Here is a 15191-nt window from a genome sequence, read left to right as displayed (position 1 = left end):
AAAACGCACTCGAGGAAAAGCAGCGACTGCGTGATATGGAACTCAGGCTTTCCGAAATGGCCTCCATTCTGGCAACACTTAAACCTTCGAATGAAACTTGATGACCTATGTAATCCGAAGTTTCAGCTGGTCGGCATTAATCCTTAGGGATCGTTGATTTTTCACATCTGTGAAAGTTTCACTACACTCCCCTGCAAAACCACTCCAGCACAAAAGCCCGATAACAATGACGAAAATCAACAGAGCAATGATGCTCGGCGGCTTGCTCACACTCGCCCTTGGCGCCCAGGCAGAACCTTCGCATCTGGACAGCGTCATGCAACAGGGACAACTGCGCGTTTGCACCACCGGCGACTACAAGCCCTACACCCTCAAGTCAGAGGACGGCGAGCATTCCGGCATCGACATCGCCATGGCCCGCGCCCTGGCCGACAGCCTGGGCGTCAAGGTCGAGTGGGTGCCCACCACCTGGAAAACCCTGATGCCCGACATGCTCGCCGGCAAGTGCGACATCGCCATGGGCGGCATCTCGGTCACCCTGGAGCGGCAGAAAAAAGCCTTCTTCAGCACCACCCTGGACGTCGACGGCAAAATCCCCTTGGTGCGCTGTGAAGACCAGGCGCTGTACCAGACCGTCGAACAGATCAACCAGCCCTCGGTTCGCCTGGTCGAACCCGCCGGCGGCACCAACGAAGCGTTCGTCCGCGCCTACCTGCCCCAGGCGCAATTGCGACTGCACGACAACGTCAGCATTTTTCAGGAACTGCTGGATAAAAAGGCCGACGTAATGATCACCGACGCGTCGGAGGCGCTGTATCAGCAGAAGCTCAAACCGGGCCTGTGCGCCGTCAACCCCACTCACTACCTGCAATACGGCGAAAAAGCCTACCTGCTGCCCCGCGACGACATCACCTGGAAGCTGTACGTCGATCAATGGCTGCACCTGGCCAAAGCGACGGGTAGTTATCAAAAGATTCTGCGGCAGTGGCTGGCGGTACCTCGCGCGAAGTAATGGACCGTATCTATCGCACAAAAAAAGGCGCTCCCGTGGGAGTAATGCCACTCAGTTAACGCTTCGAACACCGCAATCCCTGTGGGAGCGAGCTTGGTCCGGTGCTTAACTGAGTGGCATTACTCCCGTAGGAGCGCCCCTTTTCATTGCGGACCGCATATCAATCGTCGTGCAACAACCCTGAACTGTATTCACCGAAGCTATTGCCGAGCGCGCTGCCATGGAAATTCATCTTGGCGACATTGCTGTTGGTCGGCCCCGGGCCAAAACCGGCCGGCTGCACCGAGTCGGTCGAATAATCACTATGGGAGCTCACACCGGAACAGGCGCTCAACAGCAAAGCACCGGCGATCAGCGAGACTTTGACGAGGTTTGCGATCATTTTTTTATTCCTGTGGGTTGAGGCGCGGGGGAGATGACCTTTGGTGGTCATCCTATGCCTCACTTCAACGACACATCATGAAACTTTTCGGCAAGTCAGCGTTGGTTCAGGCAATGCGATGTCTTAAAAAACGGTGCCACTGCTCAAAAAGAGCAGCGTCCTACACGACATCAGGAATTGTCCGTACACTCCGCCATTGCTGCGCCTTTGCCACGAGTCCTATAGTCCGGCCCACGCCCTCACGGCGTGTCGGGTTTGGCGACTCGATAGCAATTGAACTGAAGCCTTCGACCATTTCGGAGCGTTTCGGAACGCACCTAGCTGCCTGTTTTATGGTGGCTGTGCGCGGGAGACCTCAGGGTCTGCCGGTTTCTCCATTGCCCGGTTCGCCAACCCGCGTACGGCTACCACCCTCTCGTTTGGCGACGATTGAGTGATAGCTCTCATGAACTAATGGAGCTTCACTTATGAATGAGTACATCGCTTTAACCAGCAATGCCGATGACCTGCCCTCGCTGTTCGTCAACACCACACAACCACTGCATTCACTGCTCAGCACCGCCAGCTACAGAATTCGTGCTGTGACGCAGATTCTTGAAAATCTGGCGATGCGTGGTGACATCACCAGCGATACGGTGGTTCTCAGCGACTTTGCGTTGTTGTGCTGCGTGCCATTGCGCGATGGTTGTGACGTGTTGGATGTGATTGCACGGCGGATGGATTCAGAGCCGTCCTGAAATCAGGAGGGGCGTTCTACTTGGGCGCCCCTTTGTAACTGATCTCGAAAATACATGCACTGGAAGGCTCCAATGGCCCACACAAAAAAAACCGGCAACCCCCGCAGAAAAGTAATTCTCAAAGAACTGACATTCATGGATGTGCGAGAGTCTGCGCGTGATGGGCAAAAGGTGTTTGAGTCATTTGTAATCACCGCCAAGCTCCCGTTGAACTTGAATACGTATACCCGGAACAAGAACTAGGCTCTGTACGAAAAGTACTGTCGCAAACACCGCATGGCACAAGCCAGCGAGACCATCGCCGCATAACTTTTCGCGAGTTTGTCGAACCGCGTAACGATGCGGCGATTCTCCTTTAGCCATCCGAACATGCGCTCGATGATGTTGCGCTGACGGTATTTAGGGCGATCAAACAGTCTCGGTAAACCCGGCTTGGGCTTTCGCTTCATGCTGCGCAACGGGATTACCGGCTGCATCCGATAACGGTCGCAGTAGCGGCGCAACGCCTCGGCATCATAGCCCTTGTCAGCCAGCAACCATCGGCAGCGTTTGCGCGGGCGCCCACGCAGGCTTGGGATGTAAGCCTCATCCAGCAACGGCTGGGCATAAGCGATGTCGCTGGCTTGCCCACCCGACAGTAGAAAACGCAGGGGGACGCCATTGGCATCGCACAGCATGTGGATCTTGGTCGTCAGGCCGCCCCGGCTACGTCCGAGCGCATGGTCTTGCGGTTCTTCAGGCCCCCTTTTTTCCCGGCGCCTGATGAGGCTCGGGTTGCACGAACAGCCGTGGAGTCGATCATCCAGGTTTCCAGATCAATCAGACCTTGTTCGTTCAAGCGAATATGAAGCCGCCTAAGCATCTGATCGAAAACTCCGCGGTTGCGCCAGTCACGAAAGCGCTGATACACCGTCGACCATGGGCCGAAGCGCTCCGGCATATCGCGCCAAGCGGCCCCTGAGCAAAGCACCCAGAGCACGCCGTTAAGCATCAGACGATCATCTGTCCGTGGGCGTCCGTTACGGCGGGGCTCACTGAAGATATCTGCAACCAAATCCCAGGCTGCGTCGGGAAGTTCGTACCGTTTGACCATCATGGGCTCCTGCCTTTGATGGGCGCGGACTCTACTGAATCCCGGCGTTTGTGGGGCTCAAATGAGTTTCGGTAGATTTCGTACAGAGCCTAGATTCGCCAAAGCCCTGCAACTCCAATCCTGATAAAAGCCCCCACCTCCCAGCCTCACCGATTCCAGCCCCCCATGTCCGTAACCACCGCCACACCCGCCCCGCTCTCCCGCTGCTTCTCCGTCGCGCCGATGATGGATTGGAACATCTAATCATGAAGGCCTTACAAATAAAGGCTTTCAGGGAATCTGTTTTTACCGCGTACCTCTTTCGTACCACCGGCCGCACATTCCCAGCCGCCATCAGCAAATCTTGTCGCCAGTGACTGTCGCTCCAATCCAGACTGGAACTCTCACCCTTGCGAATGGCCCGAGTCGGCCTGCTGCAGCCCCGATTCTGTCTTAAATTTTCCCTAAGTTTTCATGCTGGGGGCTGTAGCGGCCTAACCTATTGTTTTAAAACGAATACAGCCCCTGTTTTTGGTGACAAAACATCCGTATTTTTGTGCTTATGCAAACGGTAAACCGTGGCCTGTAGCGATGGTTTTGCGCACGGTAGCACGCTATGAAGCGTACGCGTCTTGATGGTCTATGCTGGGTTAGCCTGGACTGCCCAGGCCTACTTAAAGGGAATTGATAATGGCTGATGATTTAAGCAACCGCGGCCCGAAAGACAGAGCCCGCGTGAACACGTCTGAATCTTGGGAGTTGAAATATTGGACGAAAGAATTTGGAGTTACTGAGGCTCAGCTTAAAGCCGCTGTGGTAGCGGTTGGTCCGATGGTAGTAGACGTTCGTAAAAAGCTGGGCAAGTAACGCTTCGGTGGCCCTGCGGTATAACCGTAGGGCTTCTTGAAAGCCGTTTTTTTGAAGCGCCACCAACCGAAAAACCACCATAAGCTAATGATCTATAAGAGAAAATTGGCTTTTTGCAACACTCTCAAAACTGCTACATCCCCCTATAAGAATCAATAACTTAGCGTTGTATATTCCTACAGTAATGACATCCTTTCCAGGCGTTCTGCCGACCTGAACCCCAAACCCCTAGTTTGCCCCTGCTACGCTTTCTTCGTCACCGGAGAATTAGCACATGCCAAATTCAGATCTACTCCCTTCCCTGCTCTTCAAGATCAACGAGAACCAACTCGCCCTTGATGCCGCCATTCTGGAGCTGTCGAACTGGGTCGAGCAACGCGGCGCGGCCGAGGTTACCGATAATGTGCGCAGCGCTTTGGGGGCCATCGATAAAAATCAAGAATTCATCAAGATGACGCTCGCCGTGCTGATGACTCCAGAGTGACAGCTTTCGGCTGAAGCGGACGTTCAGAGGTGCCTAATCAATCAAGCACGCTCATGGTGAGATCGGTCTTCAGAATATTGGGGCGGATCTCACATTCGAACTTCATTAGCAACTGCATTTTGTCAGTCACCCGATGCAGTACCTCATCTTCGTTGTAGCTGTCCATGGGCCAGTCGATCGCGAGAATGGTTTGGTTATTCTCGTACCAAATCTTACACGCGCTGTCAGAGAACAATTCCTTGCCTCGTTCCTCAAGTTCGGAGTTCATAGCGAACAAGTAAACCCGAACGTGAGGAGTCATACGCTCACTGGCTCCGCTCAAGTACAGGACGACATCCGAACGAGTGCTCCAGTTGCTAGAGTAATAACGCAGCACTGGGCCATTTTGCCAATTGTGCCGGCGTGTAGCGCGCTGATAGCCCGGTACCTCGGCATCAAGTCGTTCGAGTATCTTGCTGTCCAAGGCATTGATCACTTGCTCCTTGAGCTTTGTGAGCTTGTTGATCTGATGTAGATGTTCAAAAACAAAATTTACAGCGTTAGCATCCATGGCCTGTTCCACTGTGATGTTCTCCAGATGCAGCAGGAATTCGCGCGCGAAAATTTGCCATTTATCCAGTGGCTGAGTCATGACTCGTTGCCCCAGTTGCTGCTGGATCGCCTTGATGAGTTGTGAGTAGCTCAAACCATGCCATGGCTGCTGCAAACTTTTTCCGGACGGCGAGAGAATCGCGTACAACACGCTGCGCCCCTCTTCGCCAAGTTTTTTCTTAGCGTAATGCTCATAGTCGTCGAACGGATTGACCTGCCCATGAAAGATTTTGTTCTCTAACACCAGATCCCAGCCATCCCCCCGCAGCACCAAATCAATCCGATTACCCTGGAGGGTCGTCACTTCACGCTGCGGGGGGTGGCGTAGGCTCGCAGTCAACTGTCCAGTATTAGGCAAACACGCCAACAGGGCGCTAAGAAAGCAATCCCCCAGACCATGAGGCTTGCCAGGATCCAAAAAGAACGCCAACAAGTCTGTCGTAGGGTTTTCAAAATAACCCCGACCGGCTACCGCGAAGATGCTCGGCTCGCGCTCAAGCGGGGTAAAGCGCTGAGCTTGCTTGAGCATGTGGCGTAGCTGTTCCAGTTCCATTGGCCGAGTCCCTTTTTGCTATGTCTTGATGATAATACCTGTTTGCAGGACTACCGGTGATAGACCCTGTATCTTTAGATCGTTCTTGCTAGTTGATTTGCGTGACCGGACTAGGATTACAGTACCCGCATCGGGTCCCTTTCTGCCAGTCGCGAAAGGCATAAATCGAATTCTGCCCCCCCTAACAGACAACTACATTGAGATCGACCAAGCCGCTGCGTTATTTTCTGTCAGAGCATTCTGCCAAAGTCCATCTAAACTGACCTCTGCTGACGGATCAGCACCTATTCTTTTTGTTCGACCCCATTTAAGCCCGCCCATGCGGGTTTTTTTTTCGCCGTCTATTTACAGTGGACGCACTTCTTGGGCTACGCTTTTCCTGTGCATGGAGGAAGCGCTATGCCAGAGGATCTAACACCCACCCCGCTCAACCCTTCCGATGAAGACTTTATTGCCCTCGGACATACTATCAATGAGGTTGCTGCCTATATCGACCAGTGCGGCTCTACGCGTGTATCTGATCACATCAATATACCAAAGTTACAAACTTGGGCATTCAACAAACCCCAACGCCTGCTTTCTAACAATCTAACGATTATCAATTTAACTCGCATTGAATGCGTTGTGCTTGATTTATTAACAAGCAGCGAAGAGCGCGTTATTAGCAACGAGGAAATCCTTATGAAGTTAAATAAGGACCCTTATAATTACAAAGGATTGCCCATGTGCCTCAGTAGACTGCAAGCGAAATTCAAGAAGTTTACTAAAGGAGACAGCCTCCTCCGCTCAGTAAGAAATCGTGGTTACTGCCTTATCCAAACAATAAATCCTGAATTTTAAGTCTCTACTTCAAGGTTGAGAACTCTTTCACGAAACATTGGCACGCGATCAAGGCGATCAGTCCTTGATCGCCGCCGCCGGTGATAGCGTCAATTCTTTGAGCTCGCGCCAGTCCCTCGCTATGCTGTTCAGTTAAGAAAATTGTAGGAGCGAGCTTGCTCCGGGCGGCGTTCCGACGATGGACTCAAGAGCGCCGCGTTTAGCCAGTAAATACGCGTTATCGTTAACGACCATCGCGAGCAAGCTCGCTCCTACAGAGACCACATTCGCTTAACTGAACAGCATTACGGCCATCAGCGATGACTTTGACGAGGTTTGCGATCATTTTTTTATTCCTGTGGGTTGAGGCGCGGGGGAAATAACATATGGCCATCAGCCTACGCCTCGTGTGTGCCGGACAACATGAAACTTTGTGGTGCGACAGCATTGGTTCAGGAACCCTGTGCACCTGGCGATATATCACCCCCAATGCCTTGCGGATCGACATTGTCCAAGGCCCGATTCACCAACAACTCCCCCACCACCGCCAGTTGCTGAATCGATAGCGCCAAACTACGGGTTGAACCTTCGAGCTTGCAAGCCAGGTCAGTGGTCAAGACGTTCAACGAGGCGAGGGTTTCGCAGGCGTGACACAGGAGCGTTTCAGTGTCGACGTCGGGAAGAATGGTGAACACATGGCAGACGGGATCAGCGTGATTCGGGTTTCGCAGACGTTTACTGACCACCCGCTGAGAGTCAGCGGATAGTTGAGCAAGATCAAGAGAATCGGAAGCCATTGCGGTTTGTGGAGGGTCAGGCGTTATCTTTTTCATCGTTTTCGTTCCTAGAATTAACCAAAGGAACTGCCGGCATCACTTCCACATGATGGGGTGGCAGCTGTGCACGGGTGTGGAAGACCGGGGATCTAGGAACCCGACGCACCCGAAAGTGCCCCGCGCACAGCCGCCATAATTTAACAGCAGACATGAAAAAAGCGCCTGCTTAAATTTAGGTGGCGCCCTGTGCGCCCAGATCTTGTGAAGGGCTTCCACACCCTTGTCGCTGAATTTGCAGCGACAAGGGAGGTTAGCCGGGTGATCCCTGGCTAGGCAATATGGGCAATGGGGACGCGACTTGAGGGAAATTTCCTACTTTTTCGTGATGTTATCAACGCAGAACGGCACCTTCCGGTGCCGTTCGAATTTCGCAGTCCTGCTTCTTATCTTGCCCAGTGTCCCGGCTTTGTCACAGAGGTCCACCAAGCTACGACAGGAAATGCCGAGAGCCATTTTTTGCTGAAGGTTATCTGCCATAGAAAAGCCCGCATCTGGACGTAATGCTGTTCACTTAAGGGCGAACACTGCATCTGTGGCGAGGGAGCTTGCTCCCGCTGGGGCGCGAAGCGGCCCTAAAAATGGGACTGCTGCGCAGTCCAGCGGGAGCAAGCTCCCTCGCCACAGGTTGCTTATTGTTTGCTCTATCTCTTAAGTGAGCAGCATTACGCATCTGGACGGGCGTTGGGGAGGACCGCAGCAAATGCTGCGGGGCAATCGGCACATTTTTTATTCTGATGCTCAAACGCTGGGCTTTGTAATAGCCCTAATAGATCAATGGTTATTATTTGACGCTTTTCTAAGAACGGCAGATTGCTAAGATCTTCGGCAAACACCTATGCCAGAGGCTCCAATGTGAAATCAACACCAACCGAAAGCACCAAATCTAGAGGATGGGGGTGGGCCTATAAAAAGATCAGGAGCTTTGGAAGCTCCCGAGTGACGGCCTTCTACAGGGCAAGCCTCTATACCTTTCGAGGTGACTCGGGGGCGTTCTCCACCAAACGGAGTTGGCAAACATTCCGAATCCGGCGTTAGCCCGCACCCGCAATGTACTGGCAAAAAAGGGGACCAAAAAAGCAAAAAAGGAACAAATCTGTTTTTTCAACAATCACCCACGCCCGCGCCCTCGGTCAGATGTCTCGAATCCCGCTATAAGACTTACCTCAGCCCCAAAAGCCCAATACTGCTAAACTCCCTCACCTCCCAGCCTCACCGATTCCAGATCCCTCATGTCCGTAACCACCGCCACACCCGCCCCACTCTCCCGTCGTTTCTCCGTCGCGCCGATGATGGACTGGACTGACCGCCACTGCCGTTTTTTCCTGCGCCTGTTGTCGAAAAACGCCCTGCTCTACACCGAAATGGTCACCACCGGTGCTTTGCTCAACGGCGACCACGACCGCTTCCTGCGCCACAACGAAGCCGAGCACCCGCTGGCCCTGCAACTCGGCGGCAGTGTCCCGCTGGACCTGGCCGCGTGTGCGCGGATGGCGCAGGAGCACGGGTACGACGAGGTGAATCTGAATGTCGGCTGCCCGAGTGATCGGGTGCAGAACAATATGATCGGCGCGTGCCTGATGGGGCATCCGCAGTTGGTGGCCGATTGTGTGAAGGCGATGCGTGACGCGGTGTCGATTCCGGTAACGGTCAAGCACCGAATCGGGATTAATGGGCGCGACAGTTACGAAGAACTGTGTGATTTTGTCGGCACCGTGCGGGATGCCGGGTGCAGCAGTTTTACCGTGCACGCGCGGATCGCGATTCTGGAGGGGCTGTCGCCGAAGGAAAACCGCGACATTCCGCCTCTGCGTTATGACGTGGCCGCGCGGTTGAAGGCGGACTTTCCGGAGCTGGAGATTATCCTGAACGGCGGGATCAAGACGCTGGAGGCCTGCCACGAGCATTTGCAGACGTTCGACGGCGTGATGCTGGGCCGTGAGGCGTATCACAACCCTTATGTGATGGCCGAGGTGGATCAGCAGCTGTTCGGCGGCACGGCGCCGGTGATCAGCCGGGCTGAGGCGCTGGCGCAGCTGCGTCCTTATATAGCCGCGCACATCGCCGCAGGCGGTTCGATGCACCACATCACCCGCCATGTGCTCGGGCTGGGAACCGGGTTCCCGGGGGCGCGCAAGTTTCGGCAGTTGCTGTCGGTGGATATTCACAAGGCCAAAGAGCCTTTGGCCTTGCTGGATCAAGCGGCGGAGCTGCTTGAGGGGCGTTAACGGTTAGCCGCTCCCCTGCGACCAGGCTGCATCTCCTGCAGCCTGGTGCGAGTGTCAGTGCGCTGCAGCCCCGCTCCAGTCAACCCAACCGAATACCCACGTTGCCAGTATCAGCAAACCGAATCCGATCCGGTACCAGGCGAACACGGCGTAACTGTGGGCGGCGATAAACTTGAGCAAACCACGCACGGCGATCATGGCGAAAAAGAACGCCGTCACGAAACCCAGCGCAAACACTGGCAGGTCCCCGGCCTGGAACAGATCCCGAAACTTATAGCCTGAATACACGGCGGCACCGACCATGGTCGGCATCGCCAGAAAAAACGAAAACTCCGTGGCAGCCTTACGCGACAGGCCAAACAGCAACCCACCGATAATTGTCGATCCTGAGCGCGAAGTGCCCGGAATCATCGCCAGGCATTGCACGAAACCGACCTTGAGGGCATCAGTCCAGCGCATATCGTCAACATGGTCGACAGACACCACATGTTCGCGCTGTTCGGCCCACAACATGATGATGCCACCCACCACCAATGCCACTGCAACAGTGACTGGATTAAACAGATACTCATGGATCTTGTTGGCGAACAACACCCCCAAGACCACTGCCGGAAGAAAACCGATCAACAGATTCAAGGTGAAACGTTGTGCATTGCGCTGGGTCGGCAAGCCGGTAACGATCTCGAGAATCTTGCGGCGGAACTCCCAGACAACCGCCAGGATCGCGCCCAATTGAATGATGATGTTGAAGGCCATGGCTCGCTCGCCACCGAAGCCGAGCAAGCCCGCGACGATAATCTGGTGCCCTGTACTTGATATCGGCAAAAACTCCGTCAGACCTTCGACCATCCCTAAAATCAACACCGTTATGGTTGTCCAAAGATCCATCAATCCCCCTCAACGACAAATACCAACGCGTCGACTTCGCTCTAATTCAACGCCAACACGAAAGTAAAGCGCATCAGGCCGATTAATAAAACTCAATGTTATGAAATGTCCATGGGCGGCACCACCAATACCAACGTTAGATAACGGTTAATATTGGAGAGTGCGGAGCCAGACAAGCGCAAAAAACCGCAATTGAAACAACAGAACCCTACCGTCTCATGACGCCCAATCAAAAAAAGTCAGGTGGCTGAAACTTTAGCGATATGCACGGTCATATGGCTGCGAAAATACGGGGCATTGGACCAATAGATGGCACAATGCTATACCTCGTCAACCCCACGAGATTGCCATCGATCATTGGGCACCTCGAACCACCGGCGGGCAAACCATCACGTCAGAATCGCCGGCGATGTTAAAAAAACGAGACGGGCGTCTGAAAAAACAGTGAAATGTTACCAATTGTCAGTCACAAGCGAGAATTGGTGCTTTAACATTCGAATGCCAGCACCTATCCGAGTCAAAGCATGATGCTTACAGGGAAATTAACGACTACAGGCCACAGCGACGTGAAGGAGGAGACAGGTGTTCTCACCATTGGGCGAACCCATACGTTAGCTGAGGGCTTTAGGGAATTAGTCGCAAGCCACGTAGGCAAGGATATTGCCGTCGATGCAATGTGCTATAGCAACTCATTCAAAAGAAACAAGAATTCGAATTCGTACCGTGCAATTTTTATCGTTATTGACAGCCCTCAGGCGTTTGTAGAAAGCCTCACCCTGGTAGAAAACATTCGCGCCGATAATCTGGCGTCAATAATTTTCATCGCCATCACCGGTAGAGGCACCTACAACAAGATGAAATATTATCTTGCCGGGGCCGACTACTGTATCAATTGCGACACGTCTGCCGACGAAAACACTGAGGCACTGGCCGAGTTTTTTACCAGTCCAGAATGGCAAAAAAAGCAGAACCTGCTTTTGGACCCCACGCGCATGTGCCTGATTGGCGACTATAAAAAGCTGGACGTATCGTTTGCGGAAATGAAAATCCTTGAGGCTTTTTCTCAAACTAAGAACCAGATATTGAGCCACGATGAAATCGCCAGAATCATGGGGCTGAATATAAATTTTTATGACCCAAGAGCCTTGGAAAAGTCGATCAGTCGCCTTCGCGGCAAAATAAAAGGCATGTATGGCAGCAACGCCATTCAAAGTATTCGTGGGCATGGATATCGTTTAATCAGGGGTCTGATCTCGACAACCTGATTCTTAATGTAGAAGGGAGTTTCTGTTTTATGAACGCAACAGGGAGCGTGCGACTCTACGGTCACGCAGAGCATTACCTGTCTCGACAATTGATCCTCACTCGGGACGACTGCCCATTTGGCAGCGAGATCAGAATACATTTTGACGACTCCGTTTCCGCATCCTGCGCGCCTGAGGCGCACCAGATGAGTGGGATCTACAGTGAAGTACTGATGCAGACCAGGCTGATTGCCTTCTCGCTGAAAGATCACAACACCACCAACGGAAATAAATACCTGAGCCGTAGATTTGTTTGCGTAGGGCAATCGGATCTCGCCAACTCTGCGCTCACGGAAGAGCTGATACAGTCCGGCGCCGCTCTGCGCGAATTTGGCCAGACACTGGTTGTCGCGCTCAATGAGCTCCCCCTGTCGGCTGTCAGCTTCGCAGAAAAAAAGAAAATCCTGCACAACGTGTATCTATTGAAAGATCACGGCATCGAAATCGCGCTCGACGACTACAACATCGACGACAACGAAAGTATCGAAATCTTTACCACCCTGAATCTATTCGACTATATAAAGATTTCCACCTCCTCTCTTGACTTGAGCCTCAAGCTCAGTGGCAACCCTGAGTTGTTCAATCGTCTTCACGAACGCATGACCATGCTCACTCACAACACAAAAGTCGCCTTTATAGCGGACAGAGTCGAGCATGCTGCTAGCCATATACTGGCACGTGCACTGCCCTTTGATTACTTTCAAGGGAGTCACTACTCCCCCGCCGACAACCTTTAAACCAAATTCAAGACGTGCAACTCAGGAGAGAGCCATGGATAGCAGCACAAACCTCCCAAGAAAATACTTTGTCGTAGTGACTCACAACCCCGCACTGCAACTGGAGCTTGAGGCATTACTGTCCAGCAAGCGATACAACAGTTACGGCACGTCACAGGCAAAAATGTTTTTTGAAGGCGTTGCCCCGCCGGCTTCCGCCCCCAAGCTTATGGAAATTATTTCCCCGCAAATGGCCAGAATGGTTCCGCCGGTGATCAAGCATGATACCCAGCGCATCCTTTCGACGTTCAAGTCCGAATGGCAAACCGCCCACACCATAACGAAATTCACGCACTTCACATCAACCGCAGACAGCGCCAGGGATGACACCAGGGAATGCGTCTCCCAGCCAGCCAAGCCGCACACTCCAGCGGCTGAAACCTGGAGACTGAGCGACAGCAGTGGCGCGCTGATCAAAGACGATGTGGAAATTGTCCTGACCGGCCTGGAGGCCGCGCTGCTTAAAAAAATGCTGCACCATGAAGATCGCGTGGTCAGCAAGGACGACCTTATCCGCAGCATCGGCAGAGAACCTGAGCAATATCGGGGTCTCGAAATGTGCCTGAGTCGACTGCAGGAAAAATTTAAAAAAGCCAGTAATGGCGAGCGCCTTTTTCGTGCAGTGAGAAATCGCGGGTACTGCGTGATACAAAAAATCGTACGCGTAAAAATCTAGTCTGAGAAATTCAGATTTTCGCCTCGGCAGTGCAATACAACAATAATAGAGCACGCCAACTTATCCTCCCCCGCCCCCTCTATACAGCCGCGTTAAAAAGCTGAAGCCAGACCATTTCTAACGCCATTCTCACGCAGACATATCAACCAGATACATCACCTACTCGTTAAAAGTCGTCAGCCAGTGCCCGCACCAATAATTTAACCTATGAACTGATGACAGCGCCGCCCGCATGGCGTTTCGGTCATCAGTGCATCGCCATCTAATATGAAAAAGAACTCTTACCGCATTGATTTTGGCTCTTGATTGTCGAAACACGAATGGACGTATTTTGGGGATATCGTATGGTTAACAATCTTCGTATCAATCGAAATACCACTCTCAAAGGACTGACCTTCTGGGGACAGTGGGTACTGGGTCAGGGCTTTGTTGTCGCCCTGTTACTTCTATTGGTTTATTACCAGACCGGAACGGTAGAGTTCTATTATCGAGTATGCGCAACGCTTACTGTGCTTGCATCGGTTCCAGCCTATACATGGTGCGGCGCCTATGCAAAAAAGGACAATTACCTGGAAGGGTTGATAAGACTGCTGATGGGTTGGTCAATGACACTGGCAGCTTTAGCCATTGTCGCCTTCCTCTGCAAGGCCAACGAACTGTTTTCTCGTCAAATCATCCTGATATGGGCTTTCGGCAGCTACATCGGGCAGGCGTTATTATACGTCCCACTGCATGGTTTTTCGAAGTACTACCAACGGGCGCTGCAAATCGAGCGTAGAACGCTGATTGTGGGTACTGGCGAGCTGGCACTGGGCCTGGCTAACAAGCTTCGTGCCCTCGAGCACTTCCCGCTGGTCGGCCTGGTAAGCTCCGACACCGCTCTCTTGTCGGAGGCGGGTATGCCACCTGTCGTAGGCCCGCAAGAGGAACTGCTCGAACTGATCAAGACCCATGACATCCGACGCCTGTACATCACGCTCCCCCTGAGCGAAGCGGCACAAATCGAAGAAATGTATGTCGACTTGTTGGATGCCAACGTCGATGTGGTCTGGGTCCCGGACTTGAACAGCCTGACGCTGCTCAATCACTCGGTCAGTGATGTGGATGGCATGCCGGCAATCCACTTGATTGAATGCCCACTGAGCAGCCAACCCACTGCCGCGCTGAGTAAAAGCCTGTTCGATAAAAGCCTGGCACTGATGGCCATTATCGCTCTAAGCCCATTACTGCTGATCATTGGCCTGGCCGTCAAATTCACCTCCCATGGTCCGGTGTTTTTCAAACAGGACCGCCACGGGTGGAACGGGAAGGTCATCAAGGTCTGGAAGTTTCGCTCGATGCGCGTGCACGACGATCACGAGGTCAAGCAAGCCAGCCGTAACGACTCGCGGATCACCCCGATCGGGCGCTTTATCCGTCGCACATCCCTCGACGAGTTGCCGCAGTTGTTCAACGTCTTGCAGGGCCATATGGCACTGGTCGGGCCACGCCCTCATGCCGTTGCACACAACAACTACTACTCCGGCAAGATTCTCGCCTACATGGCGCGCCACCGAATCAAACCGGGGATCACCGGACTGGCTCAAATCAACGGCTGCCGTGGCGAGACCGACACCATCGACAAGATGCAGAAACGCGTCGAAATCGACCTCAAGTACATCAATAACTGGTCGTTGTGGCTGGATGTGAAAATCCTGGTGAAGACCCCCTTCACCCTGCTGTCAAAAGACATTTATTGACGGCGCACCTGCAGGCTAACCAGGGGACGCAAGCCATTTGCGCACTGCGTTAGCCTCGTCACCCGTGGCTGGATCTTCACCAGCCACGCCTGCAACTGCAGCGACAGGCTGTTCTGCTGTCGACTTTCCAGGCGATGTTCATCGCCAACTTCTTTTAAATCTCCGCTCGATACCGTACAGCCTACTGACCCGATTCAGGGCGATATCGGCCTGCCCGGACTTACCTCCAG

Annotated in this window: 15 protein-coding genes; 10 read left to right on the top strand and 5 right to left on the bottom strand. The window is 53.1% G+C overall.

Annotation, left to right across the window (positions count from 1 at the left end; all coding sequences use genetic code 11):
• Positions 1 to 250: 250 nt before the first annotated feature.
• Positions 251 to 1012 (top strand): transporter substrate-binding domain-containing protein, encoded by a 762-nt coding sequence (locus tag KGA81_RS25120; protein WP_223549510.1) that lies wholly within the window; start codon positions 251 to 253, stop codon positions 1010 to 1012.
• Positions 1013 to 1172: 160 nt separating this feature from the next.
• Here KGA81_RS25120 and KGA81_RS25115 read toward each other — a convergent pair whose 3' ends face one another.
• Positions 1173 to 1394 carry a hypothetical protein gene (locus KGA81_RS25115; RefSeq protein ID WP_223549496.1) on the bottom strand — a complete coding sequence of 74 codons (222 nt, stop codon included), beginning with the start codon at positions 1392 to 1394 and terminating at the stop codon, positions 1173 to 1175.
• Positions 1395 to 1861: 467 nt separating this feature from the next.
• On the opposite strand from KGA81_RS25115, the gene KGA81_RS25110 reads away from it, so the two are divergent.
• Positions 1862 to 2131: a short-chain dehydrogenase gene (locus tag KGA81_RS25110; protein ID WP_115947664.1), complete on the top strand. Its 270-nt coding sequence runs from the start codon at positions 1862 to 1864 to the stop codon at positions 2129 to 2131.
• A 239-nt stretch (positions 2132 to 2370) separates the two neighbouring features.
• On the opposite strand, the gene KGA81_RS25105 is transcribed toward KGA81_RS25110, so the two are convergent.
• A protein-coding gene (locus tag KGA81_RS25105; RefSeq protein ID WP_223549508.1) for an IS5 family transposase occupies positions 2371 to 3224 on the bottom strand; the annotation gives its coding sequence in 2 pieces (ribosomal slippage) (positions 2371 to 2880 and positions 2883 to 3224; 852 coding nt in all).
• A 669-nt stretch (positions 3225 to 3893) separates the two neighbouring features.
• On the opposite strand from KGA81_RS25105, the gene KGA81_RS25100 reads away from it, so the two are divergent.
• Both KGA81_RS25100 and KGA81_RS25095 read left to right on the top strand, forming a co-directional pair.
• The gene (locus tag KGA81_RS25100; protein ID WP_223549494.1) at positions 3894 to 4070 is read left to right on the top strand and encodes a DUF3606 domain-containing protein; all 177 of its coding nucleotides are present in this window, start codon (positions 3894 to 3896) and stop codon (positions 4068 to 4070) included.
• A 274-nt stretch (positions 4071 to 4344) separates the two neighbouring features.
• Positions 4345 to 4554, top strand: a complete 210-nt coding sequence (locus KGA81_RS25095; RefSeq protein ID WP_223549492.1) for a hypothetical protein — start codon at positions 4345 to 4347, stop codon at positions 4552 to 4554.
• 37 nt (positions 4555 to 4591) lie between these two features.
• On the opposite strand, the gene KGA81_RS25090 is transcribed toward KGA81_RS25095, so the two are convergent.
• Positions 4592 to 5698: a PD-(D/E)XK nuclease family protein gene (locus KGA81_RS25090; protein WP_223549489.1), complete on the bottom strand. Its 1107-nt coding sequence runs from the start codon at positions 5696 to 5698 to the stop codon at positions 4592 to 4594.
• Positions 5699 to 6097: 399 nt separating this feature from the next.
• Here KGA81_RS25090 and KGA81_RS25085 point away from each other — a divergent pair, with 399 nt between their 5' ends.
• Positions 6098 to 6538, top strand: coding sequence for a helix-turn-helix domain-containing protein (locus KGA81_RS25085; RefSeq protein ID WP_223549487.1), 441 nt, complete (start codon positions 6098 to 6100; stop codon positions 6536 to 6538).
• Positions 6539 to 6969: 431 nt separating this feature from the next.
• Here the strand turns inward: KGA81_RS25085 and KGA81_RS25075 are convergent, their stop codons facing one another.
• On the bottom strand, positions 6970 to 7350 hold the full coding sequence (locus KGA81_RS25075) for a DUF6124 family protein (RefSeq protein WP_223549485.1): 381 nt from the start codon (positions 7348 to 7350) through the stop codon (positions 6970 to 6972).
• Between the two features lie 1232 nt (positions 7351 to 8582).
• Between KGA81_RS25075 and dusA the strand changes: the two genes are divergently transcribed.
• A complete protein-coding gene (gene dusA / locus KGA81_RS25070; protein WP_223549483.1) occupies positions 8583 to 9578 on the top strand; it encodes a tRNA dihydrouridine(20/20a) synthase DusA in 996 nt (331 codons plus the stop codon).
• A 54-nt stretch (positions 9579 to 9632) separates the two neighbouring features.
• Here the strand turns inward: dusA and KGA81_RS25065 are convergent, their stop codons facing one another.
• Positions 9633 to 10466 carry an undecaprenyl-diphosphate phosphatase gene (locus tag KGA81_RS25065; RefSeq protein WP_223549481.1) on the bottom strand — a complete coding sequence of 278 codons (834 nt, stop codon included), beginning with the start codon at positions 10464 to 10466 and terminating at the stop codon, positions 9633 to 9635.
• A 524-nt stretch (positions 10467 to 10990) separates the two neighbouring features.
• Here KGA81_RS25065 and KGA81_RS25060 point away from each other — a divergent pair.
• From KGA81_RS25060 to KGA81_RS25045, 4 genes are all read left to right on the top strand, one after another.
• Positions 10991 to 11731 carry a winged helix-turn-helix domain-containing protein gene (locus tag KGA81_RS25060; RefSeq protein ID WP_223549479.1) on the top strand — a complete coding sequence of 247 codons (741 nt, stop codon included), beginning with the start codon at positions 10991 to 10993 and terminating at the stop codon, positions 11729 to 11731.
• A gap of 185 nt (positions 11732 to 11916) precedes the next feature.
• Positions 11917 to 12507 carry an EAL domain-containing protein gene (locus KGA81_RS25055; RefSeq protein ID WP_223549477.1) on the top strand — a complete coding sequence of 197 codons (591 nt, stop codon included), beginning with the start codon at positions 11917 to 11919 and terminating at the stop codon, positions 12505 to 12507.
• Positions 12508 to 12541: 34 nt separating this feature from the next.
• A complete protein-coding gene (locus KGA81_RS25050) occupies positions 12542 to 13222 on the top strand; it encodes a transcriptional regulator (RefSeq protein ID WP_223549475.1) in 681 nt (226 codons plus the stop codon).
• Between the two features lie 344 nt (positions 13223 to 13566).
• Positions 13567 to 14961 (top strand): undecaprenyl-phosphate glucose phosphotransferase, encoded by a 1395-nt coding sequence (locus tag KGA81_RS25045; RefSeq protein ID WP_223549506.1) that lies wholly within the window; start codon positions 13567 to 13569, stop codon positions 14959 to 14961.
• Positions 14962 to 15191 lie beyond the last annotated feature (230 nt).

Origin of the sequence: Pseudomonas sp. A-B-19, assembly GCF_019947515.1 — a bacterium.
Classification (GTDB): domain Bacteria; phylum Pseudomonadota; class Gammaproteobacteria; order Pseudomonadales; family Pseudomonadaceae; genus Aquipseudomonas.
This window is presented reverse-complemented; position numbering and strand designations above follow the sequence as displayed.

Coding starts and splice junctions, on each gene's coding strand:
- KGA81_RS25120 (WP_223549510.1), top strand. CDS start 251: ATGCTCGGCGGCTTGCTCACACTCGCCCTTGGCGCCCAGGCAGAACCT.
- KGA81_RS25115 (WP_223549496.1), bottom strand. CDS start 1,394: ATGATCGCAAACCTCGTCAAAGTCTCGCTGATCGCCGGTGCTTTGCTG.
- KGA81_RS25110 (WP_115947664.1), top strand. CDS start 1,862: ATGAATGAGTACATCGCTTTAACCAGCAATGCCGATGACCTGCCCTCG.
- KGA81_RS25100 (WP_223549494.1), top strand. CDS start 3,894: ATGGCTGATGATTTAAGCAACCGCGGCCCGAAAGACAGAGCCCGCGTG.
- KGA81_RS25095 (WP_223549492.1), top strand. CDS start 4,345: ATGCCAAATTCAGATCTACTCCCTTCCCTGCTCTTCAAGATCAACGAG.
- KGA81_RS25090 (WP_223549489.1), bottom strand. CDS start 5,698: ATGGAACTGGAACAGCTACGCCACATGCTCAAGCAAGCTCAGCGCTTT.
- KGA81_RS25085 (WP_223549487.1), top strand. CDS start 6,098: ATGCCAGAGGATCTAACACCCACCCCGCTCAACCCTTCCGATGAAGAC.
- KGA81_RS25075 (WP_223549485.1), bottom strand. CDS start 7,350: ATGAAAAAGATAACGCCTGACCCTCCACAAACCGCAATGGCTTCCGAT.
- dusA (WP_223549483.1), top strand. CDS start 8,583: ATGTCCGTAACCACCGCCACACCCGCCCCACTCTCCCGTCGTTTCTCC.
- KGA81_RS25065 (WP_223549481.1), bottom strand. CDS start 10,466: ATGGATCTTTGGACAACCATAACGGTGTTGATTTTAGGGATGGTCGAA.
- KGA81_RS25060 (WP_223549479.1), top strand. CDS start 10,991: ATGATGCTTACAGGGAAATTAACGACTACAGGCCACAGCGACGTGAAG.
- KGA81_RS25055 (WP_223549477.1), top strand. CDS start 11,917: ATGAGTGGGATCTACAGTGAAGTACTGATGCAGACCAGGCTGATTGCC.
- KGA81_RS25050 (WP_223549475.1), top strand. CDS start 12,542: ATGGATAGCAGCACAAACCTCCCAAGAAAATACTTTGTCGTAGTGACT.
- KGA81_RS25045 (WP_223549506.1), top strand. CDS start 13,567: ATGGTTAACAATCTTCGTATCAATCGAAATACCACTCTCAAAGGACTG.